The sequence below is a fragment of the Photobacterium iliopiscarium genome (assembly GCF_003026395.1).
Taxonomy (GTDB): domain Bacteria; phylum Pseudomonadota; class Gammaproteobacteria; order Enterobacterales; family Vibrionaceae; genus Photobacterium; species Photobacterium iliopiscarium.
This window is the reverse complement of the sequence record NZ_PYOO01000011.1, coordinates 72,151-98,820: the sequence shown is the minus strand read 5'-3', so window position 1 is coordinate 98,820 and position 26,670 is coordinate 72,151. Positions and strand designations below refer to the sequence as shown.

19 protein-coding genes and 1 riboswitch are annotated in these 26,670 nt (G+C 41.7%); of the genes, 4 read left to right on the top strand and 15 right to left on the bottom strand.

The window, feature by feature from the left end; all coding sequences use genetic code 11:
- Positions 1 to 17 precede the first annotated feature (17 nt).
- The 4 genes from rsmA to lptD are packed head-to-tail and all read right to left on the bottom strand — an operon-like array spanning position 18 to position 5,596.
- On the bottom strand, positions 18 to 839 hold the full coding sequence (gene rsmA, locus C9J51_RS15090) for a 16S rRNA (adenine(1518)-N(6)/adenine(1519)-N(6))-dimethyltransferase RsmA (protein ID WP_045039669.1): 822 nt from the start codon (positions 837 to 839) through the stop codon (positions 18 to 20).
- Positions 836 to 1,828 carry a 4-hydroxythreonine-4-phosphate dehydrogenase PdxA gene (gene pdxA, locus C9J51_RS15085; RefSeq protein WP_045036426.1) on the bottom strand — a complete coding sequence of 331 codons (993 nt, stop codon included), beginning with the start codon at positions 1,826 to 1,828 and terminating at the stop codon, positions 836 to 838. The genes rsmA and pdxA overlap by 4 nt, the downstream gene beginning before the upstream one ends.
- Before the next feature lie 10 nt (positions 1,829 to 1,838).
- A complete protein-coding gene (gene surA / locus C9J51_RS15080) occupies positions 1,839 to 3,146 on the bottom strand; it encodes a peptidylprolyl isomerase SurA (RefSeq protein ID WP_045036343.1) in 1,308 nt (435 codons plus the stop codon).
- A 47-nt stretch (positions 3,147 to 3,193) separates the two neighbouring features.
- Positions 3,194 to 5,596, bottom strand: a complete 2,403-nt coding sequence (gene lptD / locus C9J51_RS15075) for an LPS assembly protein LptD (RefSeq protein WP_045039668.1) — start codon at positions 5,594 to 5,596, stop codon at positions 3,194 to 3,196.
- A gap of 170 nt (positions 5,597 to 5,766) precedes the next feature.
- On the opposite strand from lptD, the gene djlA reads away from it, so the two are divergent.
- The gene (gene djlA, locus C9J51_RS15070) at positions 5,767 to 6,612 is read left to right on the top strand and encodes a co-chaperone DjlA (RefSeq protein WP_045039667.1); all 846 of its coding nucleotides are present in this window, start codon (positions 5,767 to 5,769) and stop codon (positions 6,610 to 6,612) included.
- A gap of 79 nt (positions 6,613 to 6,691) precedes the next feature.
- On the opposite strand, the gene C9J51_RS15065 is transcribed toward djlA, so the two are convergent.
- The 3 genes from C9J51_RS15065 to rapA all read right to left on the bottom strand — a co-directional run bounded on the left by C9J51_RS15065 (position 6,692) and on the right by rapA (position 11,490).
- Entirely contained in the window at positions 6,692 to 7,645 is a 954-nt protein-coding gene (locus C9J51_RS15065; protein ID WP_107275234.1) for a D-2-hydroxyacid dehydrogenase, read from the bottom strand.
- A gap of 66 nt (positions 7,646 to 7,711) precedes the next feature.
- Positions 7,712 to 8,410 (bottom strand): bifunctional tRNA pseudouridine(32) synthase/23S rRNA pseudouridine(746) synthase RluA, encoded by a 699-nt coding sequence (rluA, locus tag C9J51_RS15060; RefSeq protein ID WP_045039666.1) that lies wholly within the window; start codon positions 8,408 to 8,410, stop codon positions 7,712 to 7,714.
- 158 nt (positions 8,411 to 8,568) lie between these two features.
- Positions 8,569 to 11,490, bottom strand: a complete 2,922-nt coding sequence (gene rapA / locus C9J51_RS15055; RefSeq protein WP_107275233.1) for an RNA polymerase-associated protein RapA — start codon at positions 11,488 to 11,490, stop codon at positions 8,569 to 8,571.
- A gap of 341 nt (positions 11,491 to 11,831) precedes the next feature.
- Here rapA and C9J51_RS15050 point away from each other — a divergent pair, with 341 nt between their 5' ends.
- Complete coding sequence (locus C9J51_RS15050) at positions 11,832 to 13,208, top strand: PhoH family protein (protein WP_045039665.1); 1,377 nt, start codon at positions 11,832 to 11,834, stop codon at positions 13,206 to 13,208.
- A 78-nt stretch (positions 13,209 to 13,286) separates the two neighbouring features.
- On the opposite strand, the gene thiQ is transcribed toward C9J51_RS15050, so the two are convergent.
- The 8 genes from thiQ to leuA form a co-directional block, all read right to left on the bottom strand.
- Positions 13,287 to 14,009 carry a thiamine ABC transporter ATP-binding protein gene (gene thiQ, locus C9J51_RS15045; RefSeq protein ID WP_107237511.1) on the bottom strand — a complete coding sequence of 241 codons (723 nt, stop codon included), beginning with the start codon at positions 14,007 to 14,009 and terminating at the stop codon, positions 13,287 to 13,289.
- Positions 14,002 to 15,609: a thiamine/thiamine pyrophosphate ABC transporter permease ThiP gene (thiP, locus tag C9J51_RS15040; protein WP_045039664.1), complete on the bottom strand. Its 1,608-nt coding sequence runs from the start codon at positions 15,607 to 15,609 to the stop codon at positions 14,002 to 14,004. The genes thiQ and thiP overlap by 8 nt, the downstream gene beginning before the upstream one ends.
- Before the next feature lie 12 nt (positions 15,610 to 15,621).
- Entirely contained in the window at positions 15,622 to 16,584 is a 963-nt protein-coding gene (gene thiB / locus C9J51_RS15035; protein WP_082301456.1) for a thiamine ABC transporter substrate binding subunit, read from the bottom strand.
- Between the two features lie 144 nt (positions 16,585 to 16,728).
- Positions 16,729 to 16,845, bottom strand: a riboswitch (TPP riboswitch).
- Positions 16,846 to 16,873: 28 nt separating this feature from the next.
- A complete protein-coding gene (locus C9J51_RS15030; RefSeq protein ID WP_045036351.1) occupies positions 16,874 to 17,656 on the bottom strand; it encodes a DUF547 domain-containing protein in 783 nt (260 codons plus the stop codon).
- 128 nt (positions 17,657 to 17,784) lie between these two features.
- The gene (gene leuD / locus C9J51_RS15025; protein WP_045036352.1) at positions 17,785 to 18,387 is read right to left on the bottom strand and encodes a 3-isopropylmalate dehydratase small subunit; all 603 of its coding nucleotides are present in this window, start codon (positions 18,385 to 18,387) and stop codon (positions 17,785 to 17,787) included.
- A gap of 13 nt (positions 18,388 to 18,400) precedes the next feature.
- The gene (gene leuC / locus C9J51_RS15020) at positions 18,401 to 19,843 is read right to left on the bottom strand and encodes a 3-isopropylmalate dehydratase large subunit (RefSeq protein ID WP_045039663.1); all 1,443 of its coding nucleotides are present in this window, start codon (positions 19,841 to 19,843) and stop codon (positions 18,401 to 18,403) included.
- A gap of 11 nt (positions 19,844 to 19,854) precedes the next feature.
- The gene (gene leuB / locus C9J51_RS15015; RefSeq protein WP_045039662.1) at positions 19,855 to 20,943 is read right to left on the bottom strand and encodes a 3-isopropylmalate dehydrogenase; all 1,089 of its coding nucleotides are present in this window, start codon (positions 20,941 to 20,943) and stop codon (positions 19,855 to 19,857) included.
- Between the two features lie 56 nt (positions 20,944 to 20,999).
- Positions 21,000 to 22,541, bottom strand: coding sequence for a 2-isopropylmalate synthase (gene leuA / locus C9J51_RS15010; protein WP_045039661.1), 1,542 nt, complete (start codon positions 22,539 to 22,541; stop codon positions 21,000 to 21,002).
- Between the two features lie 866 nt (positions 22,542 to 23,407).
- On the opposite strand from leuA, the gene leuO reads away from it, so the two are divergent.
- Both leuO and C9J51_RS15000 read left to right on the top strand, forming a co-directional pair.
- Complete coding sequence (gene leuO / locus C9J51_RS15005) at positions 23,408 to 24,367, top strand: transcriptional regulator LeuO (protein WP_045039660.1); 960 nt, start codon at positions 23,408 to 23,410, stop codon at positions 24,365 to 24,367.
- A gap of 375 nt (positions 24,368 to 24,742) precedes the next feature.
- On the top strand, positions 24,743 to 26,566 hold the full coding sequence (locus C9J51_RS15000) for an AMP-dependent synthetase/ligase (protein ID WP_045036357.1): 1,824 nt from the start codon (positions 24,743 to 24,745) through the stop codon (positions 26,564 to 26,566).
- The last annotated feature ends 104 nt before the right edge of the window (positions 26,567 to 26,670 follow it).

Genomic DNA, 26,670 nt, shown 5'->3' with positions numbered 1-26,670 from the left:
GTGAATGCGCGATAACGTTATTGCTCTTCTTTTTGGAAATTAGCGTCAAGCCAATTCGCCATAGCAACAAATTGTTCAACTGTAATGTTTTCAGGGCGATGGCCAGGATTAACCCCTAGCGCTTCAAGTTGTTCTGGAGTGAACAAGCCTTTATAACAGTTACGAATTGTTTTACGACGCTGGTTGAAGCCTTCACGACACACACGATCTAGCCATTTACGGTTAGTACATGGGAACGGTAATACTTCATATGGCGTTAAACGTACTACGGCTGAATCTACTTTTGGTGCTGGCACAAAAGATTCTGGCGGCACTTCAAGTACAGGCATTACTTTACAGTAGTACTGTGCCATGACCGTTAGACGACCATAAGCTTTACTACCAGGGCCTGCGGCAAGACGATTCACCACTTCTTTTTGAAGCATAAAGTGCATGTCTTGCACGTCTTTATGGAATTCAAAAATGTGGAACATCAATGGTGTTGAAATGTTATAAGGCAAGTTACCGAAGATACGCAGTTTGTTATTCGGTTGAATAAGTTGCGTAAAGTCGAAGCGCATTGCATCGCCTTCGTGAATCGTTAATTTTGATGCTAAATCTGGGTGATTACGTAAACGCTCAGCCAAATCTCGGTCAAGTTCGATAACAGTAAATTTATCAACTAACTTACCAACATATTCAGTGATTGCACCAAGGCCAGGGCCAATTTCTACCAAGTTTTGGCCTGGTAATGGATTAATCGCTGACACTATGCCATCAATAATATATGGGTCTTTTAAAAAGTTTTGGCCAAAGCGCTTACGCGCGCGGTGACCTAAGTGGACTTGATCGCTGCTCATGCTTGTTTTTCTACCAATTCGAGGGCGTGGGATAGCGCTGTCCGAAGGCTACCTATGTCTGCTTGCCCAGTACCTGCGAGTTCCAGTGCGGTACCATGATCTACTGAAGTTCTGATAAAGGGAAGTCCCAACGTAATGTTGACAGATTTACCGAAGCCTTTGTATTTCAGCACCGGTAACCCTTGATCGTGATACATGGCTAACACCGTATCGGCATTAGCTAAATATTTTTCTTGAAAGATGGTATCAGCCGGTAACGGTCCGATCAGATCCATGCCTTCTTGTTGACGTAGTTGTTCTAATGTTGGAGCAATGGTATCAATTTCTTCCATGCCCAAACAGCCATCTTCACCGGCATGAGGATTGAGTCCACAAACATAAATTTTAGGGAATTCAATGCCAAATTTAGTTACTAGATCAGCATGCAAGATACGAATAACTTGCTTAAGTCGAGGCTCTGTAATAGCTTTTGCGACACAATTTAAAGGAATATGAGTTGTCACTAAAGCAACCCGTAAACCCTCCGTTGCGAGCATCATAACAACTTGCGCTGTATTTGATTGCTGCGCAAAAAACTCAGTGTGACCACTAAAAGAAACCCCAGCGCGGTTGATTATCCCTTTATGAACGGGGCCGGTAACAACCGCTGCGAATTCACCATTCATACAGCCTAAGGCTGCACGCTCTAGTGTCGCTAATACATAGAGACCATTTTGCTCGTTAAGTTGCCCACAGACAACCTTAACGGCACTATCAACCTGAACTATTGTCATTGTACCCGCTTGATGCGGCTGAGCGGTTAGCTCGGGTTGATAAGGTAAAATGGTTAAAGGTAAACCTAATTGAGCCGCACGTTCTACCATAACCTGCGCATCAGCACAAATGACAAGTTGGTGCGGCCAAGGTTGTTGGCACAAGGCAATGACTAAATCAGGGCCAATCCCGGCCGGTTCACCTGGGGTGATAACAATCCGTTGTGTGTTAGTCATATGCTTGTTATTAGCCATTATTTACCTTATTCATTTGTTCAATATATGCGCCAGCACGTAGGTCTTGTAACCAGGTTTGTGCTTCTTCATTAAACTTACGATTAAATAGGATTTGAGCCGCACGATTTTTTAATGCCGCTTCGGTGCGATCGACATTACGACGGCCTTCAACTTCAACAATGTGCCAGCCAAATTGAGATTTAAACGGTTGGCTAATTTGATCAATAGGTAATGTTTCTACTTCTTTTTCAAAAGCAGGCGCATAGATTGACGGTACCTGCCAGCCTAGTTGACCACCGTTAGCCGCAGAACCAGGATCTGCACTGTATTGTTTTGCAGCGGCAGCAAAGGTTTCTTTACCACTGATGATCTTTTGGCGAATTTGTTGTAATTCTTTTTTAGCGGCGGCATCACTTAAAATAACAGATGTTTTAATTAAAATATGACGTGCTTTCACTTCAACCACTGAAACGGTTGGCATGCCTTTAACATCATTAATTTTTAAAATATGGTAACCAACGCCGCTACGGAAAGGACCGATGACACTGTCTTTGCTACTGGTTTTGATTTGGTCAGCAAAGATAGTAGGCATTTCTTCTTTGCTCATCCAACCCCACTCACCACCTTTTAGGGCTTTAGGACCTTTTGAATAACGGTAAGCCAGTTCAGCAAAATTAGCCCCCTGTTTTAGCTCGGCATAAATTTTATCTGCTTCTTGTTTGGCTTTTTCACGGGTGGCTTTATCTGCACCATCGTCAACTGCAATTTGAATTTGACTGATGTTATATTGCACATTTTGTTGGGTTTGTTTTGCTAATTGTGCCGCTAAGCTATCAACTTCTTGGGGAAGAATATTGACGCGTTTACGGACAATAATAGTACGTGCTTCAGAGGCTAGCATATCGTTACGTAATTGTTCACGGAACATAGGGTAGCTAATACCCGCACTGGCTAAATCTTGACGCAATTGCGCTACGGTCATTTTACGTTGTTTAGCAACATCAGCAACGGCTTGATCTAATTGGCTATCATCAATGCGTAAACCCAGCTGTTGTGCTTGCTGGATTTGCAAGTTTTCCATGATCAGTTTGTCCATCACTTGCTGGCGTAAAATATTGTTAGGAGGCAGTTGTTGGCCTTCTGCCGCAGCATTAAGATGGACGGTTTTCAACATCGCATTAACGTCGCTTTGTAAAATAACGCCATCATTCACTGTGGTGACAATTTGATTTAACTCTTGCAGTTGAGGTGCCGCAACTGCTGTTGCAGTCATACCCATGAGCATTACGCTTAGCGCCGAATATTTCCACTTTTTCATTTATAGTCCGTCATGTTGAGTGGCGATATGTATTATCGCCACGATCATTAATTTTTAAGTGTAAATGGGTCTGCATAACCCAGAATATTGCCGCCATCATCTGCCGATGTTTGACCAAATGGTCGCGCACCTTGAAGCCCAAGGAGACTAAACGAGAAACTAACATTGCTGTCGTATTCGGTAAAATCTTGGTTCAATGGATCTTTTGCATAGCGATTATAGCTTAAACCTATCATCCAACATGCTGAGCGGTACACTAAGCCTACGCGACTCTCTAGCATTTTATTGACATTCATATCTTGGAAATAATCCGCAGTAATATCAATATTATCGTTAATAGGGAAGCCAGCAGAGAGACCTAATTGTGAAATACCATCACGCTTACCATTGACTTCAATGTTAGGGTTTTCAACATATTTGGTTAAATAACTACTGGATACATAGCGATAACTTGGTTGGACAAAAACGCGACCATTACGGTATTCAACCGCAGTGCTGCCTTGTTGAACCTCATTTTCACTTGAATCATATTGCATTGCACTCTTGAAGAATAAATTATCATCAAGATTGAATTCGGTTTCTAATGCAGTTGCAGAATAGCTTTTTGCATCAGTGCCATCAGCGACGGGTTTATCAATATAGAAAATTTGACCCAATGAAAGGGTAAAACGTTCCTTAAAGTTTGCATCATAATAACGCGTTGTGGCACCGACCGTAAATTGGTTAGCTGGCGCAATGTAATCATGACCACTATAAGTACGATCGCTAAATAGACCGTAATAGTCTTGTTGTAAGCGGGTTGAATCATAGCCGCCACCGTTATAATTAACGGGGTTATAGATGCCACTTTGATCAACATTTTTAACGTATAAATATTGTAGCTGTGGCTCTAAACTTTGAGTGTAATGTTCGCCCATGATTGATGTATCACGTTCAAAATACAAGCTACTGTTGACTCTAAACTCTGGCACCGTACGGTTTGCTGTTTTGTCGAGAGTGTTAAGATCTGGGTTCGCCTGAACATCAAATTGTTGATTGTAATGGGCATACATTAATTTAGCTTGGGTGGTGACTGACCACCAAGGTGTTGCATACGGCAAGGTTAATGTTGGTTCTACTGTTACGCGATCTGCTGTCGGCTTGGATCTATCATCAGTATCAAATTTACTGATGCTCATTGGTAAACTAAAATCTAAACCGTAAGGTAAATTTGATTTGTAGTAAGTGCTTGATAATTGAGGCATTAAACGGTATTGCGTGCCTTGGCCACTTTCAGTTAGTGGTTGGAAGTCACGCACCATTAAGTTGGTGTCCCAATTATCATTACGATAAGCCAATGATGCCGTTTGTAGTAAGTTATTATCTTCACGCTGACCAATAATTGAGTCAACGTCATCAAAATATTGTGCGTCACTGACTTTGCTGTAATCAATATTCAGCAACCAGTTTTTATCGATAATACCGCTGTGTGTCCATTGGAAACCCCAACGTTTATCGTAGTCTTGGTATTTTTTATCGTGACCTAAATATTCACCGATTACTTTACCTTGACCAAAATCAGACAAATAACGGAACTCAGAGGTTAACTGTAATCCTCTGTGATTCATATACTTAGGGGTAAAAGTTAAATCGTAATTGGGAGCTATGTTCCAGTAAAAAGGTGTTTCTAACTCCATACCGTTTTTCGAACCGTAGCTAATTGACGGATATAGAAAACCAGTAAGGCGTTGATCGGTGACTGGAACACGTAACCATGGTAGATAAAAAACAGGTACATCAAGGACTTCAAAGCGGGCGTTATACAGATCCGCGAATGGTGAGTCACCATCACGATCTAAACTACCTGCGGCAAAACGCCAGCTTTTATCGTTATCTGGACAGGTGGTGTACGTACCATCTGTCATCTTGTAAAACTGAGTGCCATCAACATTGCGGCGTTCAATTAATTTAGCGTCACCACGGCCTGCCTGACAGGTCATTTGATAGACCGCATCATGCATTTGGGCATCTTTGGTATCAAGATTGCTGGTTAAGCTTTTAGCATCGATATCCATGCCGCCATCTTGATAGAAAACATTGCCATTAGCGGTAACAATGTTGGTGGGTTGTTGTAAGGTTGCTTTATCGGCAATAATCGTCCGCGTGCCTTGTTTCACTACGACATCACCAGAATACACTGCGGCTTTGTTTTGTTGCGCTTCAACACGGTTAGCACTGATATGGATCGGTTCGTTATTGGTATCTTGTTTGCGATCTTTTTCCGGGATGCAGACACCACGTACCATCGCAATTGGATTTTTGTTACCATTAATTGCATTATTAGCAGGATTGGCAATGGTTTTTTGGTTGTGACTATCACCACTTGTAGAGGTAATGTCAGCTGCCATTGCTGGGCCATAAAGGGCTAAGCTAATCATTGTGGCTAGTAAACTGTGAGAGGTAAGTGACATCTAATTCAACATTCCTGTATCAATTTGGTGCAAGGCGAATTGTTGCGCTTTTTACAAGCATTCCCGATAAATGACAGCTATCATAATGCAAATTTAACGCGACGGCATCTTTTCAGCGCATGCTGTTGGGTAAACAGTGAAAAAATTAACGAACTACCAGAGAGTATAGAATGCAGAGAACGGGTATATGGGGAAAAATTTTCGGTGCTCTACTGGGAATATTACTTGGCCCTAAATATATAGGTTTTTTAATTGGCTTATTTATTGGTCATCAATTTGATAAAGCGTATGCCCGCCAAATGAATGGTGGTTTTGGCGGTTTTGGTGGTAAGAATGCCACTAGTGCCGAGCGCCAAGCAGAGTTTTTTAATGCTTGTTTTGCCACCATGGGGCACATGGCTAAAGCCAAAGGTCGCGTCACTGAAAACGAAATTCGTGTCGCTAGTACGATTATGGATCGTATGGGTCTACAGGGTGAGTCTCGTCGCCAAGCGCAAAATGCATTTCGTAATGGTAAAGAAGATAATTTCCCCCTAGAAGAAACCCTTAATCGCGTTCGTAGCCGTGCTGGGCGTGCAGATCTATTACAGTTTTTCTTAGAACTTCAAATTCAAGCCGCGTTTGCGGATGGTGAGTTACATCCGAAAGAGCGTGAATTATTGCATGTTATTGCCCGTTATCTTGGTTTCTCAGAAGCGCAATTAGAGCAACGTTTGCAAATGCAAGAAGCCGCATTCCGTTTTCAACAAGGCGGTTATCATCAGCAGCAAGGCGGTAGTTTTAAAGCGCCACCCACTCGCGATCAATTAGCCGATGCGTTTAATGTGTTGGGTGTTAATGATGAAGCGTCAGCACAAGAAGTGAAACGTGCTTACCGTAAACAAATGAATGAACACCATCCGGATAAATTAGCAGCAAAAGGTTTACCACCAGAAATGATGGAAATCGCTAAGCAAAAAACCCAAGAGTTACAAGCGGCTTATGATTTGATCCGTAAAGAAAAAGGCTTTAAATAGTCAACTAACGGAAACGATGGTTGAACCGTAATAAAAAAAGCGAGCGCAATGCTCGCTTTTTTGTGGTTAAAATTTGAGATTAGAGCTGATTTTTATCGGTGCCTTGATGGAAGCTATTAATATTATCAATCAATTGATTCACTAATGTTTGAATGGCAGAGTCTGATCCCCACGCCACATGAGGCGTTAAAATCAGGTTTGGTAACTGACTATGAGCGATTAAAGGATTTGACGGTAATGCGGGCTCGGTTGTAAACACATCGATACCCGCACCCGCTATTTGGCGTGAGAGTAGCGCATCCACTAAGGCTTGTTCGTTAATCAGACCGCCACGGCTGGTATTAATAATTATTGCGCTTGATTTCATCAGTGCCAATTGTGGCGCGGCAATCATATTTTTAGTGGTTGCTGTCAGTGGACAGTGCAAGCTAATGATGTCAGCTTCCCGCAGAACTTGCTCAAAGGGATGGTAGCCATCACGGCATTGGGTTGCCCCTGCATGTTCGGCAAATAGAATGTTCATTCCGAGGGCTTTAGCAACCGTTGCAACGGCTTGACCTAAACTGCCGTTACCCATGATCCCTAAGGTTGATCCTGCGACATCAGTAATGGAATGGGTGAAAAAACAAAATTGTTGCTGACGTTGCCATTCACCGTTAGTGATGTCTTGTTGATAGCCTGCAAGATTGCGTTTGAGGGCAAAGATCATCGCGATAACATGTTCAGGTACCGAGCGAGTGGCATAGCCTTGAATATTGGCGACTTTGATATTGTGATTGTGACAATAGTCGAGATCGACGTTGTTAGTCCCTGTTGCGGCAATAGCGATAAATTTAAGTTGTGGTAACTGGGCCAGAACCTGACTATTGAGGATAACTTTATTGGTGATTGCAATCGTAGCCTGTTGTAGGCGTGCAATTACTTGTGATGGTGTGGTTGTGTCGTGTTGATGCCATTGGTGGCAGAAAGCGGGACGAGGAAAACTAATGTGTGCCGGAATAGTGCCATGATCAAGAAAAACGATGGTTTCCATGGGTCGTCTCAATAAACAATGAATGCAGGCTTTACGCTAGCATTCATTGTGAAAGAAGCCTACCGCTTATGGGTAAATTGTTTGGGTTGGTGCTTGTGGATAAAACTCACACGGTGCAAAAAGATGCATTGGCTCATCAGTCCCTGGATGGGTAAATGTTAGCTCTGCTGCGTGCAATAACAGTCGTGGTGATGCGGCAATCGCTTCATCGTTAGCATAGAATTTATCACCTAAAATGGGGTGTCCTAGTGCTTGCATATGTACGCGCAATTGATGTGAGCGGCCAGTAATTGGTAATAAGCGCACTAAGGTGCTGTTTTCATCACGACTTAATACTTCATAGTGAGTCACTGATGGTTTGCCGTCATCAAAACAGACTTTTTGACGAGGACGATTGGGCCAGTCACAAATTAGTGGCAAATCAACCGTACCCGTATCATGTTCCATCTGTCCCCAGACTCGTGCGTAATACACTTTTTTGGTTTCACGCTCACGAAATTGTGCTTTGAAATGACGTTCAGCGGCTTTATTTAATGCCAGTACAATTAAGCCTGAGGTGCCCATATCTAACCGATGTACAATTTGTGATTGAGGATATTGAGCTAATACGCGCGCAAATACACTGTCATAGTGCTCAGGCTGACGACCTGGATTTGAGAGCAGACCTGATGGTTTGTTGACGGCAATAATATCACTATCAATAAAAAGAGTGTCTAACCAAGGATCGGTAGGCGGATTATAGTTCAACACTGGCAATGGTTTCATGATGCGCTCGTCGGTGAGAGTGAAAAATTTGGTCAGCATACTAATATGAATATCTTAAAATTGGTATGTCTATAATGTTATAGCCATAAAAAAGCCGCCGATTAAATGTAGTAAACATATAATTGGCGGCTAAATATTCATGATGAAAACATTAGTAATTAGTTATGGCTAACAACAATTAAACGTAATGAATCCAATTGAATTTGCGCTTTGGCGATGTAATCGGTTAAATCTGAAATTTGGGTTTCGATTAACTCTAACTCGTCATCACGAATGTTTGGATTGACAGCTTTTAATGCCAGTAAACGTTGATGTTCAGCTTGTAATGTGGCTTCCATCTCGGCTTGTGCTTGGCTACGAATAGTGACTAATTCTTTGTCAATTTCGCGTTCAGCATGGGCAATTAGCGTATGGATTTCTTTTTGCACTGAGTTAACTAATTTACTGCTCAAATGGCGGTTAATCGGGCTTAACTGACGGTTAAAACTTTCAAACTCAACATTGGCAGAAAGGTTGTTACCTTTGCTATCAAGTAGAATACGAATCGGTGTTTTCGGTAAGAAACGTCCAATACCTGATTGCTTTGGTGCTTGTGCATCAACCACGTAAATCAGTTCTAATAATAACGTGCCGACAGGTAATGCTTTATTTTTCAGTAATGAAACCGCAGTCGTACCAACGCCTTCACTCAATAGTAATTCGATACCACCTTGAATCATTGGGTGTTCCCAGCTGATAAAGTGCAGATCTTCACGTGATAGTGCGGTGTTACGATTAAAAGTGATGGTGCAACCGTCATAAGGTAAGCCTGGGTAGCTTGCAACCATCATATGTTCTGATGGTGTTACTACAATCGCATTTTCACCTTTATCGTCTTGGTTAAGGCCAATCGTATCAAATAAGCCTAGTGCGAAAGAGACTAAGTTAGTGTCGCCATCTTTACTGCTAATTTGTTCCACTAATTGCTGAGCAGCTTCGCCACCATTGGAGTGAATTTCAAGTAAGCGGTCACGACCTTGCTCTAGCTTAGTTTTGAGTTCGTTATGTAGCGCAGCACTTTGAGTGATCACCGCTTCTAGTGCGTCACTGTCTTGCTTATCACTGGCAAGTAGCGTAATTAAATCTTCACATACTGCTTCATAGACAGGACGACCCGTTGGGCAGGTTTCTTCAAACGCATTTAAGCCTTCGTTGAACCAACGTGCCAATAACGCTTGTGAAGTGCCTTCAAGGTACGGTACGTGGATTTCAATTTCACGTTGTTGACCGATACGATCTAAACGGCCAATACGTTGCTCTAACAAGTCAGGGTTGCTCGGTAAATCGAACATCACTAGTTGATTAGCAAACTGGAAGTTACGGCCTTCTGAACCAATCTCTGAACAGATCAATACCTGTGCGCCACTTTCTTCTTGCGCAAAATACGCCGCCGCTTTATCACGCTCAATGATTGACATCCCTTCGTGGAACACGGTGGCACGAATACCTTCACGCTCACGCAGGGCTTGCTCTAACGTTAATGCAGTTTGAGCACGAGAACAGATCACCAATACTTTCTCATTACGATTGGCTTTTAGCATATCTAACAGCCAGTTAATGCGAGGATCAAAGTTCCACCATGTGGCTGATTCACCTTCAAACTCTTGATAGATATCTTCAGGATAAAGCAGCTTAATTGCTTTTTCGTTAATGCTTAGTTTGCCTGACATCATGCCAGCAACACGCATCGCAGTGCTGTATTGATTTGGCATCGGCAGTGGATACATATTAAGGTGACGTTTAGGGAAACCTTTGATTGCCGAACGGGTGTTACGGAATAATACGCGGCCAGTACCATGACGATCCATTAAGTTACGGATCAATTCGTGACGTGCTTCAAGGGCTTCTGCGTCGTCGGCTGTAACTGCATTTTCAATCGCAGTGATCATTGGCTCAACATTCTGACCTGCAAGCAATTCGATTAAGGTTTGCTTAGCATCGCTATTAAGTTTTTCACCTGCAAGTAATTGAGATACAGCATCGGCAACGGGTTCGTATAGACGCTCTTCTTCAACAAAGGCTTCATAATCATAAAAACGATCAGGATCTAATAAGCGTAAGCGAGCAAAGTGACTTTCACGGCCTAATTGTTCTGGGGTCGCGGTTAGCAATAATACGCCAGGGGTTTTTTCAGCAATCGCTTCAACGACTTGGTATTGACGGCTTGGGCGCTCTTCACTCCACTCAAGGTGATGCGCTTCATCGACAATCAATAGATCCCAATCAGCATCTAATGCTTGTTCAAAGCGACGACGGCTTTTACGTAGGAAATCAAGTGAACACAATACAAATTGTGCAGTATCAAATGGGTTAGCCGCATCCGCCAACGATTCAACACAACGCTCTTCATCAAAAATAGAAAAGTGAAGGTTAAAGCGACGCATCATTTCTACAAGCCATTGGTGCTGTAGGGTTTCAGGGACTAAAATCAGAATACGTTCAGCACGGCCAGATAGCACCTGCTGGTGGATGATCATGCCCGCTTCAATGGTTTTACCTAAACCTACTTCATCCGCAAGTAAAACGCGTGGTGCATAACGACGACCGACTTCATGAGCAATGTAAAGCTGGTGCGGAATTAAGCCTGCACGCATACCACATAAGCCACGTAATGGACTTTTTAGTTGTTCATATTGATTTTTTAGCGCGCGGTAACGTAATGCAAATCGATCCATACGATCGATTTGACCTGCAAATAATTTATCTTGCGGTTTATTAAAACGAATTTGATGGCTTAAAAATATTTCACGTAACGCGACATCGCTTTCTTCGGTATCTATACGGGTACCGATATAAGTGATAATTCCTTTATCTTCTTCGATCGCTTCAACTTTTAACGACCAGCCTTCGTGGCTTTCAATCACATCACCAACATTGAACATTACACGGGTAACTGGTGCATCATGTCGAGCGTATAAACGGTTTTCATCTGATGCTGGAAACATCAAGCTAACAGTACGTGGCTCAATAGCGACGACTGTGCCCAAACCTAAATCACTTTCTGTATCACTGATCCAACGTTGACCCAAAGCAAATGGCATAGTGCTAAAAACCTTCTAATTATTTGATATAAAGGAAAATGTTATAATTCGCGTTGTCTGTTTATCGTCTATAATAAAACTAAATGCATAGATGAATAATATGACATACGCATAATTCAAAATGGGGGAGTCATGTTACTGCATGATGTGATTAAGGTCACGGTGAAAGTGTGTAAAAGAAGCGTGAGTATTAATGTCATTTTAGTTTAATCAATAGATGCTTTAATTGTTATGAACGCTGATCGTTATAAATACGGTAATTAACACAAACGTTAATTTTGACGTAAGCTAAAAGAGTGATAGCCAAGTTTATTGTTGTTCGCCCTACCAAGGAGGTGCTTATGGACAATGCCGAACGGAAACTGTTTGTACTTGATACAAATATTCTGCTTCATGAACCTCTCGCTATCTTTTCTTTTCAGGAGCATGACGTCGTGATTCCGATGACGGTACTGGAAGAATTAGATCGTATTAAAGACAGTAAGCGTGATGTTTCACGTGATGCGCGGGTTGCTATTCGCGCCCTTGAAAATATCTTTCACGATGCGACCCCTGAACAAATTTCAGCGGGTATTCCTTTTAATGATCAGATTCCACATAATGGCACGATCGCTATTTTTGCTGATTATGAAGTCAAACAAACGGTACATGCCTTTAGTGATAAAGCGGGTGATAACCGTATTCTTAATAGTGTTCTTTTCCTTCAGCAAAAATATGCCCCTAGAAGCGTAGTATTAGTCACCAAAGATATCAATATGCGCTTACGAGCCAAAGGGGCTGGGGTGTTGAATGTTGATGATTACCGTTCCGATCAATTGATTGATGATGTTGCTTTACTCAGCAAAGGTTTTCACCGTTATAACGGTAATTTCTGGGACAATGTTGCTGAGTGTCATTCTGAAAATCGGGGTCGTTCAACCTTACATACGTTACCGAAAGAGTTATTTGATAATCCATATCTTAATCAATATCTATTGGATGACAGTGAGGACTTTGCTGCACGAATTAAAGCCATTGATGGTGAAGACGTCACCATTAAAGACATTAGTTATGATCGCTTAATGCATCGTCAAGCATGGGGGGTACACCCTAAAAACATTTATCAAGGTATGGCGTTGGATGCAATGCTTGATCCTAGCATTGATTTGGTGATCTTAACCGGCCCTGCTGGGTGTGGTAAAACCATTTTAGCGATGGCGGCAGCGTTAGAACAGGTGATAGAAAAAGGCATGTATGACAAGATCATTGTTACGCGTAATACCCCTGAAATCGCAGAATCTATTGGTTTTCTACCCGGCACTGAAGAAGAAAAAATGTTGCCGTGGTTGGCAGCAGTCACCGATACCATGGAAGCGTTACATAAACATGATGTGTGTACTGAAGGTTCAATGAAATACATTTTTGACAAAGCCAATATTCAATTTAAATCAATTAACTTTATGCGCGGTCGTTCAATTCAAAATGCATTTGTATTGCTCGATGAGTGTCAGAATTTAACGGCATCACAGATTAAAACCATTATTACCCGTTGTGGTGAGGGAACTAAGTTGGTGTGCTCGGGTAACTTGGCACAAATTGATTCCAATTATTTATCACCAGTAACATCAGGATTAACTTACATTGTTGAACGGTTTAAACACTTTGAGGGTAGCGCCAATATTTATATTAATGGTGTGGTGCGAAGTCGTTTAGCAGAATTTGCGGAAGAAAATCTTTAAGTTCATCGTTGTTGTTTTAATAATATAAGCCGAGCTCTAGGGATAACATACTGAGCTCGGCTTTGTTTATGGCCGTTATTACGCTAAGCCTAAGTAATGACGTAAGTCTGGTTGTTGGGGATGGTTTAATAGTACATCAGTCTCCCCAAATGCTTTTACTTCTCCGTTATCAATAAAAATGCATTTATTGGCGATTTTTTTAGCATCATCAGGGCTATGAGTGATCATTAATACGGTGATGGCTTGCTGTTGAGCCAGTTGCTGTACCAGCTGTAGCATGTCGTTACGTAACGCAGGATCAAGCGCCGAAAACGGTTCATCAAGTAGTAATAAAGGCCGTTGTCGAATTAAACAGCGCGCTAATGCCACCCGTTGCCGCTGTCCGCCTGATAGCTGCTCGGGCAGGCGGGGTAAATACGCCGTTAACCCCACTTTTTCCGCTGCATCATGTACCTGTTGGCGTTGTTGGGGACTTAATTTAAGACGAGGATCAACGCCAAGAGCAATGTTTTCATAGACCGTTAAATGCGGAAATAAATTATGCTCTTGAAACAGCATTGATAAGGGGCGTTGAGCAGGATCAAGCGTAATAATTGATTGCTGGTGGATACAAATTTCACCACTATCAGGCTGTAAAAATCCCGCAATAAGCGCCAATAAGGTACTTTTCCCCGCACCACTTGGACCGATTAACGCCGCAATATCACCTTGTTGAAGGGTAAAGTTAAAGCTTAACGGCATAGGGTGTTCATGCTGGTGTTGAGGTTGATAGGTATAACATAATTGGTTGATATCAAGCATGGTGTTTGCCTTTGGTGCGCCGAGGCTGGAAGCAATATTCAATAGCGCTGAATAAACCTAAGCTGAGTAATAACAATAATAATGCAGCCACAGCAGCACCATCCATGCGATAGCTACCCATTAATTGGAATAAATACAGCGGTAATGTTTGAAAATCTTGACTACCGAACAAAGCAATTGCACCGAGATCACCCAGCGACAATACCAAGCTGATAGCCAATGACTGTGCGATAGGCTTACGCAGTGCTCGCCATTCTACAAGCCGTAATCGAGACCAACCACGCATGCCTAAACTATGACATAACATATTGTATTGTTGAGCAATATGCAGCATTGGTTGGCTAAGGGTTTTGATCACATAAGGCAGTGCCATTAAAGCATTAACTCCCACCACAACCCAAAAAGCAGCGCCATAGGCATCGGTATATTGACGCAGTAATAAGAAAATACCGGTACTTAACACTAGCCCTGGAGTAACTAAAATAATGGTGCCGATCATTTCAATACTATCGGCACTCAAACGTTGTTTATTTAAGCGTAATTGTCGACTTGCGAGTAAGATCATCACCCCCAAAACAACCGCTAAGCTACATGCCATGACCGCAATTTCAAGTGAATTAGCGACCGCATGCCACAGTGCAGGTTGTTGTAATAACTGCGGTAATTGACGGTTTAACCCAGCAACAAAAACGGCAATAATTGGCGGGATCACCAGTAATATTGCAGCCACGATCCAACTCCAATCCCACCATTTTGCCCGCCAATTATCTTGATAATTAACCACATTTTTACCCACAGAGGCACTAAAGGTTGCTAATGGTTTAGCAAAGCGATGGCTCAGTAACACTAATCCGCCACAAAGTAACATTTGCCATAGCGCTAAAATCGCACCAGTTGCAAGATCGAAGTCGTAGCGAATTGCTTGGTAAATCGCAAGTTCAATGGTGGTTGATTTAGGGCCGCCACCCAGTGACATGATCACCGCAAAACTGGTAAAGCACAGCATGAAAATAAGCCCGGCTACATGGGGTAATTGTTGGCGTAGTCGAGGCCAAGCGACAAGTTTAAATTTATGCCAACCAGTAATGCCTAAATGGGCGGCTAATTGGTGCTGTTCATGAGGGATTGATTCTAAACTTTGGAGTAAAAAGCGCACGGCTAATGGTAAGTTGAGAAACACATGCGCCAGCAAAATGCCGCTTAAACCATAAATATTGAGTCGGGGTAATCCGAGCCAGCTTAATCCATGACTAATGATGCCGCTTTTACCGTAGATCGCTAATAAGCCAAACACCGCCACTAATACAGGCATCACTAGAGTCATAGCAAACAAACGTAATAACAGTTGTTTACCTATAAAATTGCGTCGTGATAGTGCGTAAGCAATCGCAATTGCAGGCACAATACTGAGTAAAGTAGACAGCAAGGCTTGGTAAAAACTAAATCGCGTCACATGACGTAGATAAGGATCATGCCATAAGCTACTCAGTTGCCATTGTCCAGCATGAAGTATAAGGCTGGTGATCGCGGCGATCACCAGTAATAGAATAAGCCCGACACTTAATAGTCCGGGCAATAATTGAGTTACACGTTTATTCACAGCGGTATGCCATTATTGGGTCAGCGCTTGCTGCCATTCTCGAATCCATGCTTTACGCTTGTGAGCCACTTCATCAGCACTAAATTCTAATGCTTTATCTGGCACCGTTAATTGATTAAATGCGGCGGGCAGTGGTTGTTTGGTGACAGGATACATCCAGTTGTGGGTCGCAATTTGAGATTGAAACCTATCACTGACAATGAACTGCATAAATTGATTTGCCAGTTTAGGGTGCGGGCTGTTTTTCATTTTGGCTGCGACTTCAACTTGCATGTAATGGCCTTCTTTAAAGTTAGCCGCTTTATACTGGTTTTTGTGCTCTTCCATAATGTGATAAGCCGGTGAGGTGGTGTATGACAACACCATATCGGCTTCACCATCAAGGAACATGCTGTAAGCTTCTGACCAGCCCTTTGTTACCGTTACTGTGTGTTTAGCAAGTTGTTGCCATGCGGCAGTCGCTTTATCACCGTACACTGATTTTATCCATAACATCAGCCCTTGACCCGGGGTTGATGTGCGCGGATCTTGGTAGATCACACTGATGTTTTGATCGTTAACCAGCGCTTTTAAACTGGTTGGCGGGTGGGGTAATTTGGTGTTGTCATAAACAAACGCAAAGTAGCCGTAATCGTAAGGAATAAAGGTATCGTCGTGCCAGCCTTTTGGAAGGGTGAGTTTACTAAGATCAACCTGTTGCTTGGCTAATAACCCCGTTTGTTTGGCTTCGGTCATGAGGTTGTTATCGAGCCCTAACAGAATATCAGCTTTACTGCGGTTACCTTCTAAACGGACTCTATTTAAAATAGAAACGCCATCTTCTAACGAAACAAAGTTAACCTTGCAACCGTCACATTGGGCTTCAAAGGCTTTTTTGATGATCGGCCCCGGTCCCCACTCTGATGAAAACGAGCTGTAGGTATAAACATTAAGGGTGTTATCGGCGGCAAAAACGTTACTTGAGAGTAACGACATTGATATTAACGGTAAAAGTGTATAACGGATTTTCACTATGCGCTCCTGATGTCAGCATCCTGCAAACAAAATAAAAAGAGAGAGCGGCACAGGCTTGAGAGGTTTTAGTATCATGCTGTAATAGCAGATTGGCAGTGGTGAAATACCAGTGCGTTTCTCAATTCCTACGCCAGCATTACCTGGTTCAGGTTCAATGGGTTCTGCTATATCAATCAAGATAATAACAACAATCTCAGCCTAATGGCTCCCCAATGAGAACGCGAGTATTGTACCCGTAACTAGCGTTAAGTTATAGCTTCTGATTTAACAACCAGTTGTAATCAAATTTGATGTTATCGCCATTGATTTTTTTATGCAGTCGATAATGATTTATATGCTGTAATAAAGCCTGTCTATTACCAAAATCAACGCTATACCAGTCATAAATTGATGATAAGGTCGTTTGCTTTGAGTTGGTATGTACCCCTTTATTACTATTAATAAAACGGCTGGCGGCAGTATTCAGTTGCTGCTCAAGCTGATGGCTGTCAAAGACTTGAGGTAGTAAGTCAGGGCACCCTAAGCTGGCGCAATTGACCGCATAATGAATACGAGGATCGCGCCAGATCGGACGTAATATACGATGTTCTATGTCATTTAAACTTAGGGTTTTCTTCATGATAGTAACAATGGGTTGATCCCATGGACCAAAACTGAAAAAACCACCGAGTTTAGTAATTGAGGTGAGTGGATAATTATCAAGGATCAATTGGACGGTAAGGGCATTATAAAGATTAACCCAATAAGCAAATTGAACATTACGATTATATTGGCGAGGATCAAGCTGGCTCAGTTGATAGATGTAAGTATGTAATTTTTGTTTATCGGCAGGAGTCACTGCGCTGTAACGAAATAGGGTTTGGTGTGGTTCTACAACCAGATATTTATTTAATAACTGTTGCCATTGCTGATGATCAATATCCTGTTGATTGGTGGTAACTTGATCTTGCCAATAAGGCAGTAGATTGGCCTTTGGTGCTGCGAAAATATTCAGTGACCAGAAAATGAGTAACAAGCTCAACATTATGCGCATAAATAACCTGTTTATAAAGATAAGAGAATGATCAAGACCGTTATGGTGCTGGGTTTATTGCAGTGTAAAGAGTGAGGTCATAAATCAACGCCTGTTTACTCACAGGCGTTTTTTATTGAACAGATGACCTAAGCAAGATAAGTGGGAATATTCGCCTCATACTCAGCAATTTTGGTTTGGTGTTGTAGGGTTAAGCCGATGTTGTCTAATCCGTTTAACAAGCAATGACGACGAAATTCGTCAATTTCAAATGGATATTGTTTGTTATTGGCATTTACTGTCATTGCTTTTAGATCAACGGTGATCTCAGCGGCGACGGTTGTTTCTACAAATTCAAATAATTCATTAACCTGTTGATCGGTAAGACGAACAGGGATCATTTGGTTATTGATCGAATTGCCATAAAAAATATCAGCAAAACTGGGGGCGATCATCACTTTAATGCCGTAATCTGCAAGGGCCCACGGAGCATGTTCACGTGATGATCCACAGCCGAAGTTTTCTCGTGCCAGTAAAATGGTTGCACCTTGGTAGCGAGGAGCATTCATTATAAAATCGGGATTAGGTTGTTGGCCGCCATCATCTAAAAAGCGCCAGTCATGAAATAAATGTTGTCCAAATCCAGTACGGGTTACTTTTTGAAGAAACTGTTTTGGAATAATGGCATCGGTATCAATATTGGCGGTATTTAACGGTACTACCAATCCTGTATGCTGAGTAAAGCCTGTCATAGTTATGTCCTTATTATGCCGATAGCGGCTCAAGTTGACGAATATCGACAAAGTGTCCTGCACATGCCGCCGCCGCCGCCATTGCTGGGCTGACTAAGTGGGTACGACCATCTCGGCCCTGACGACCTTCAAAGTTACGGTTACTGGTGGATGCGCATCGCTCTTGGGGGCCTAAGCGATCATTATTCATTGCAAGACACATAGAGCATCCCGGTAGTCGCCATTCAAAACCTGCCTCAATAAAGATCTTATCAAGGCCTTCTTGTTCTGCTTGAGCTTTGACTTGCTCAGAACCAGGTACGACTAAGGCTTGGACGTTAGCTGCGACCTTGCGGCCTTTGGCAATCGCGGCGGCTGCACGTATATCTTCGATGCGAGAGTTGGTACAAGAACCGATAAAAACTTTATCGACAGCATAATCAGACAATGATTTATGTGGTTCTAGTCCCATGTAAGCCAAGGCTTTTCTAGCCGATTTTTGCTCTACTAAATCACTGAAACTTTCAGGGGCTGGGATCGGATCATCAACGGCAATCACTTGACCGGGGTTGGTGCCCCATGTGACTTGCGGTTTTATTGTGGTGGCATCTAAAGTGACGATAGCATCAAATTCTGCGTTGTTATCACTGGCGAGGGTTTGCCAATAAGTGATGGCTGCGTCTAAATCGGCACCTTGAGGCGAAAATTTACGGCCTTTAATATAATCAAAAGTGGTTTGGTCTGGAGCAATTAAGCCTGCTTTAGCACCCAATTCAATCGCCATATTGCACACCGTCATACGACCTTCCATCGTCAGATCCGTGATCGCTTCACCACAGAATTCCACCACATAGCCAGTGCCTCCAGCAGCGGTAGTTTTACCGATAATCGCTAACACGATGTCTTTTGCGGTAATGCCCGCTGCTACTTTTCCTTTGACTTCAATTTTCATGGTTTTAGCGCGAGATTGTTTAAGAGTTTGGGTCGCTAACACATGTTCAACTTCAGAGGTGCCGATACCAAATGCGAGTGCCCCAAAAGCGCCGTGTGTCGCGGTATGTGAGTCCCCACAAACAATGGTCATTCCGGGCAAGGTAATGCCGAGTTCTGGCCCCATAACATGGACAATACCTTGATATTTATGATTCAGATCGTAAAGGGTAACCCCAAAGTCAGCACAATTTTTTGCTAGGGTTTCCATTTGGATTCGTGCCATTTCACCACTGGCGTTAATATCTTTGGTTTGAGTGGAAACGTTATGATCCATGGTGGCAAAAGTTTTATTTACTTGGCGAACTTGACGACTTTGTTCGCGCAGCCCATCAAATGCCTGTGGTGAGGTCACTTCATGCACTAAATGACGATCAATATATAAGATTGGGTTTTCGCCAGCCGCTGCTACTACCACATGGGCATCATAGACTTTTTGATAAAGTGTCTTGGCTGATGTTGCCGTTGACGGAGTGTTATTCGACATTATGCTGTTCCTTATGCATGTTGAATATAGGCGGCGATTTTGTCACCCATTTCGCTGGTGGTCAGGGCGATGTTATTACCCGCCAAATCTGCCGTTAGTTGCCCCGCTTCTAGTGCTTGCGCTACCGCTTTTTCTATTGCACGAGCCGCATCTTCTTCACCAAGGCTATACCGTAACATCAAGGCTGCTGATAGAATTTGGGCTATGGGGTTAGCACTATTTTTACCTGCGATATCAGGCGCTGAACCGCCGGCTGGTTCATAGAGACCAAATTTTTGTTGGTTTAAACTTGCAGATGGCAACATGCCCATTGAGCCGGTGATCATGGCGCATTCATCGGAAATAATGTCGCCGAAGATATTGGAACATAGCATCACATCAAACTGCGATGGATCTTTGATAAGTTGCATGGTGGCGTTATCAATGTACATGTGGCTCAAGCTAACATCAGGATAATCCGCGGCTACTTCTTCGACCACTTGACGCCATAATATAGAGCTTTGTAGTACATTGGCTTTATCGATGGAGCAGACTTTCTTACAGCGTAAACGCGCAGATTCAAAGGCTATTTTAGCAATGCGCTTAATCTCATAGCGGTGATAAATTTCAGTATCAAAGGCTTTTTCTTGTGCGCCTTCGCCTTCACGACCTTTGGGCTCGCCAAAGTAAATACCGCCAGTGAGTTCACGTACAACGGTAATATCAAACCCTCGCTCAGAAATATCAGCTCGTAGAGGGGAAAAGTGTTCTAGGCCACGGTGGATTTGTGCCGGACGTAAGTTACAAAACAATTCAAAGTGCTTACGCAGCGGTAAGAGTGCGCCACGCTCAGGTTGATCATTAGGGGCGAGGTGTTCCCATTTAGGGCCACCGACAGAGCCAAATAATACCGCATCAGCGGCTTCACAGCCTTTTAGGGTGATGGACGGTAAGGGACAACCATGATTATCAATCGCAATACCACCAACATCGAACTGATGACACTCAAGGGTTATATCAAATTGCTGTTGGACGGCGGCCAAGACTTTGTGAGCTTGTTGCATCACTTCGGGGCCAATACCGTCACCGGGTAGTACTGCTATATTATATGAACCTGCCATGGTGGGTGCTCTCCATAATGTACTAAAAATAAAATTAAATTCGTCAATGAATAACGTTAGTGGTTATGTTGTTGTTTTATCGTTGCTATTTGATCGGCTCGATAAATACTATTGATAACGTGGATCAGAGCCTGACCCGACGCTTCAACAATATCTGTCGCAAGACCCGTGCCGTGGTATTTACGGCCTTTGTAATGAGCAATGATATCCGCTTGGCCTAAACCATCTTCACCTTCCCCTTTGGCGGTAAGATCAAACTTGTCTAATACAATCTCATACCCAGTTAAGCGGTAGATGCATTGATACAAGGCATCTACCGGACCATTACCGACAGCGGCTTCACATTTTTCTTCATCACCACATTGAAGCTTAATGCTGGTGGTTGCCATTACGCTGCCAGATTGGACGCTTAAATAGTTTATTTTGAAAAAGTCATCTTCATCACGCAGATTAGAAAAATGCATTAAGGCTTCAAGATCATAATCAAATACTTGGCCTTTACGATCGGCAAGGCTAAGGAAATCCGCATACAGTTTATCAAGGTCATATTCATGTTCAGTGTAGCCGAGGGTGTCCATATGACTTTTCACCGCAGCACGGCCAGAACGACTGGTCAGATTTAATGCCTGATTTTTAAGGCCAATTGACGTTGGGGTCATGATTTCGTAGGTGTTTTTATTTTTTAGCATGCCGTCTTGGTGAATGCCTGACGAGTGGCTAAAAGCGTTACTGCCTACAATAGCTTTATTGGCTTGAATCGGCATATTACATAACTGACTAACCATTTTGCTGGTGCGGTGGATTTCGTCATGTTTGATATTAGTGTGGACCCCCAATAGTGATTGACGGGTTTTAATTATCATTGCTATTTCTTCAAGGGCGCAATTACCAGCACGTTCACCTAAGCCGTTAATCGTCCCTTCGACTTGGCGGGCGCCTGCTTGAATGGCAGCCATTGAATTGGCGACTGACATGCCGAGATCATCATGACAATGCACCGAGATGATGGCTTTATCGATATTTGGTACGCGATTAAAAAGTTGGGTGATAATGCCACCAAATTCACTTGGCAGGGTATAGCCAACAGTATCGGGAATATTAATCGTATTTGCGCCCGCTTTAATCGCGGCTTCCACCATTTTGCAGAGGTTATCAATCGGAGTTCGTCCTGCATCTTCACATGAGAACTCAACATCATCAGTGTATTTACGCGCCCGCTTAACCGCGGCGATCCCCATTTGTATTACATCATCATAGCTGCGGCGTAGTTTATCTTGTACGTGGACGGTAGAGGTTGAAATAAAAGTATGGATACGAAATGCTTCAGCTGCCTTTAATGATTCAGCGGCAACATCAATGTCTTTTTCAACTGCGCGCGCTAAGGCACATATTCGACTTTGTTTGATGTGGGTTGCGATGGTTTGTACTGATTCAAAGTCACCGGGGGATGACACCGGAAAACCCGCTTCGATAACATCGACACCTAAGCGTTCAAGAGCATAAGCAATTTGTAATTTTTCTTTGACGGTTAGGCTGGCTGATAAAGCCTGTTCACCGTCACGTAAAGTAGTATCAAAAATAATGACCTGATTGTTCATCGTGACATCCTTTTACTTTTATATGTGGGCCTGTATAAGGCTACGTTCCGCATTCACTTGCGCTGGTCAAAATATGAAAAAACCCGCGCTTGCTTGCGCGGGTTTTGAAATCTTTAGTGGTGTTTCCCACTCGATAGCAACCCGCGTGATTACGTCACGATGAGGAGTAAAGCTAAGAGGAGATAGAAAGGTGTTTTCATTTTATTAAAGATTCCAATGAATGTTGTTAACAAATGAATATCAAATAGACGGGCTATAGGTCAACCAAAAATTGTATTTTTTTTATACTTTTAATGAACGTGTGTCGTCTGGACAGGAGAAAATTGAATTGAGATATGGATAAAAACACGTACATAAAAATTATGCTTTATTGTAAAGAAATAATTAACAGTGATGTTTCTTGGTGGAGGATTTAAATAATAGTTATTAATTTTAATAATTGTTATTAGTTATTATATTTATACATGAGGGTTTTAAAGTGGGTTATATATACATGGTGTAAATATATAATAAGCATATAATATTCCCATTGTGAATTTATATTTGAAAATAAATGATAATCTTTGAAATTAAAACAGGATTTTATCTTATTTTATTAATGATTATTTTATTTATATTAAATTAAAAAGAGGTGCTTTGATGTGTAACTATATGATTATTAACAAATCATATTTCTGAATTATAATTAAATCTGTGGTTGTTCATATTGTCTTATTTTCTATTATTAGTTACATCAATCTATATGGTTGATACTTGCGGTATCCCAACAAGGGCATCTAAAGCAGACACTGTAGACAACAAAAAATTAATGTCTAATTTAGTATAGCGTTTCGATGCACCAATAATAATTATATTTAGAGGTATACATGAGCCGAACGACTACTTCAGTTGCTGCAGTTGATAATTATAGTATGGAATCTACACTTCGTAGTGTTGATCTTAATTTATTAACTGTTTTTGATGCCGTCATGCAAGAGCAAAACATTACTCGTGCAGCACAGAATTTAGGTATGTCGCAACCCGCAGTAAGTAATGCGGTTGCGCGTTTAAAAGTGATGTTTAATGATGATCTTTTCATTCGTCATGGCCGTGGTATTCAACCAACGCAACGTGCTAAACAATTGTTTGGTCCATTACGTCAAGCATTGCAATTGGTAAAAAATGAATTACCTTGCTCTATTTTTGCGCCATCAACATCAAGCCGCACTTTTAAACTCGCAATTTGTAGCCCTTCAGATATGCGTTTTGCACCAACTGTATTATCAACCATGCGCGAACAAGCACCACATATTCAACTGCAACTAGAAGCTGAAGTTGATGCTGAATTATCAGAAAAAATGCGTTATCAAGAAGTTGACTTCGTGATTGACTATACCCGTTTTGATGAAGATGGTTTCTGTAGCACAGAGTTATTTTGTGATGAATTAGTGGCTATTGCTGCTAATAATCACCCTCGTATTGGTGACAGTATTTCTGCTGATGAATTCAGTAATGAAATGCATGCAGTGTTAAAATCTGTGTCTGATGTAAAAATGTTTGCTGATGATATTTATAATCATAGTGAAACAAATTGTCAGGACGCTTATCAAGGTGCAAGTCTGAACGATATTATGTTTGTCGTTAGCCAATCTGAATTAATTGCAGTTGCACCGCGTTGGTTAGCTGAAGCATCGGCTGAAAACTTACAAATAAAAGTACTGCCATTACCTTTTGTAAATGCAAAAATCACGGGTTACCTAAGCTGGCATGAATCAACACAGAAAGATAAAGGTAATATCTGGATGCGTGATCAATTAATGGCTATTTGTGGTGATCTGACCAGCTAATAGTTTATATAGCGTTATTATAAGGTCAGCTCAAATGCTGGCCTTTTTTTTTGTGAAAATAAAATCATATTATGTGCTGTTGTTAGCGGCACGGCTGGCGTTATGAGGTTTTATCTTCATGATATTTAAAGGCTCTATTTCCCCGTAGATTATTTAAGTTCTTTTTCTGTTATGAGACCATGTTATTTATAGATCCTTACACTTTTATTGTTTATTTAAAAAGTCATTGAAGACAATAAGTAAGCAGGTATAGAGTGATCTTGGTCATCAGAAACTATAATTTAATATTCATTATAGTTGGCTTTTTAAAGGCTGAATTGTAGACTGCATCTCTCAAATCAGCTTACAAGTGTAAGCTAAAAAAATAGAGTACTTATGGCACAACATGATTTCCATATTGTTCACCGTATTCGTCAGCAAATTGCGCGCTTAGGCGACAGTCCTGCTTTACGTCATCAAGTTAATGGTGAGTGGCAGGATATTAGCTGGAATAATTTTGGTGAAAAAATTCAACAATTGGCGTTGGCGTTACTAAATCAAGGTTTAGCTGTACAAGATAAAGTCGGTATTTTCGCTAATAATATGCCTCGTTGGACGGTTGCTGATTTTGCTTCGCTATATAATCGCTGTGTTACTGTGCCTATTTATCCAACCAATACGCCTCAGCAATCAGCATATATTATTAATGACGCTAATGTAAAAGTTCTATTCGTTGGTGAGCAAGCACAGTTAAATATTGCGGTGGCTATTGCTGATCAATGTCCGAATTTAGAACGTATTGTCGCGTTAACTGATGATGTTGAATTACCGCAGCACCCGTTAGTTTGTCATTATGCTGATTTTTTAAAAACGGCTACTTCAGCGCATCAAGTAGAGCTTGATACTCGTCTTAATGACTTAGCGATGGATGACTTATTAACCCTAATTTACACGTCAGGCACCACAGGTACTCCAAAAGGGGTGATGCTTGATTATGCGAATGTTGCTTCACAAATTATGGCCCATGATGAACGCTTAGCATTAGATGAAGGCGATACTTCATTATGTTTCTTACCTTTGTCACATGTCTTTGAACGTGCTTGGACATTCTATGTTTTACACCGTGGTGTGATTAACTGTTATTTATCAGATACCAATAAGCTTAAAGAAGCGTTAGTTACTGTTAAGCCTAATTACATGTCAGCGGTACCACGTGTTTATGAAAAAATATATTCAGGTGTGCATGATAAAGTTGCTCGAGCGCCATTTTATCGAAAGATGATTTTTACTTGGGCTGTGAACATGGGCGCAAGAATGTCACTGACCCGTCAGCAATGTCGTGAACCATCATGGTTATTACAAAAAAGCTATAACCTTGCTGATAAAATGGTGTTATCGAAGTTACGTGCTGTACTGGGTGGCAATATTAAGTGCATGCCATGTGGTGGTGCTAAATTGGATGCGGGAATTGGCCGTTTTTTCCATGCCATGGGCGTTAACGTGAAGTTAGGCTATGGTATGACAGAAACAACAGCGACAGTTTCTTGTTGGGATGATCGTTGTTATAACCCTGATTCGATCGGTATGCCAATGCCTGGTGCTGAAGTTAAAATTGGTAAAGATAGCGAAATTTTAGTTCGCGGTCCGATGGTTATGCGTGGTTATTACAATATGCCCGAAGAGACCGCTAATAACTTTACTGATGATGGATTCCTTAAAACGGGTGATGCGGGTTATATCGATGAGCAGGGTAACTTGTTTATTACAGACCGTATCAAAGAATTAATGAAAACATCGGGTGGTAAATATATTGCACCACAAGTGATTGAAGGGGCGATTGGTAAAGATCATCTGATTGAACAAATTGCTGTTATTGCTGACACCCGTAAATTCGTATCAGCATTGATTGTGCCTTGTTTTGAAACACTGGAAGAACATGCACGCGAGCTTAATATTAAATATAAAGATCGCATGGAATTAGTTAAGCATAGTCAAATCGTTGAGTTAATTGAAAAACGTGTGATTGAGTTACAAAAAGACTTAGCGCGTTTTGAACAAGTGAAAAAATTCACATTGTTGCCTAAATCCTTTTCAATGGATAAAGGTGAATTAACACCAACACAAAAATTACGTCGTAAAGTGATTCAAGATCGTTACCATAAAGAGATTGAACATATGTACGAAGAAAGCCATAAAAAAGCGCAACAAAAAGACGACTAATCTATTTTTTGCTTATATTTAAGAAAGAAGCCTTTAAGGCTTCTTTTTTTTTATTTGAGCAAAGAGGGATATTCTGTATTTGTACCAAATAATAGTCGTTGGTA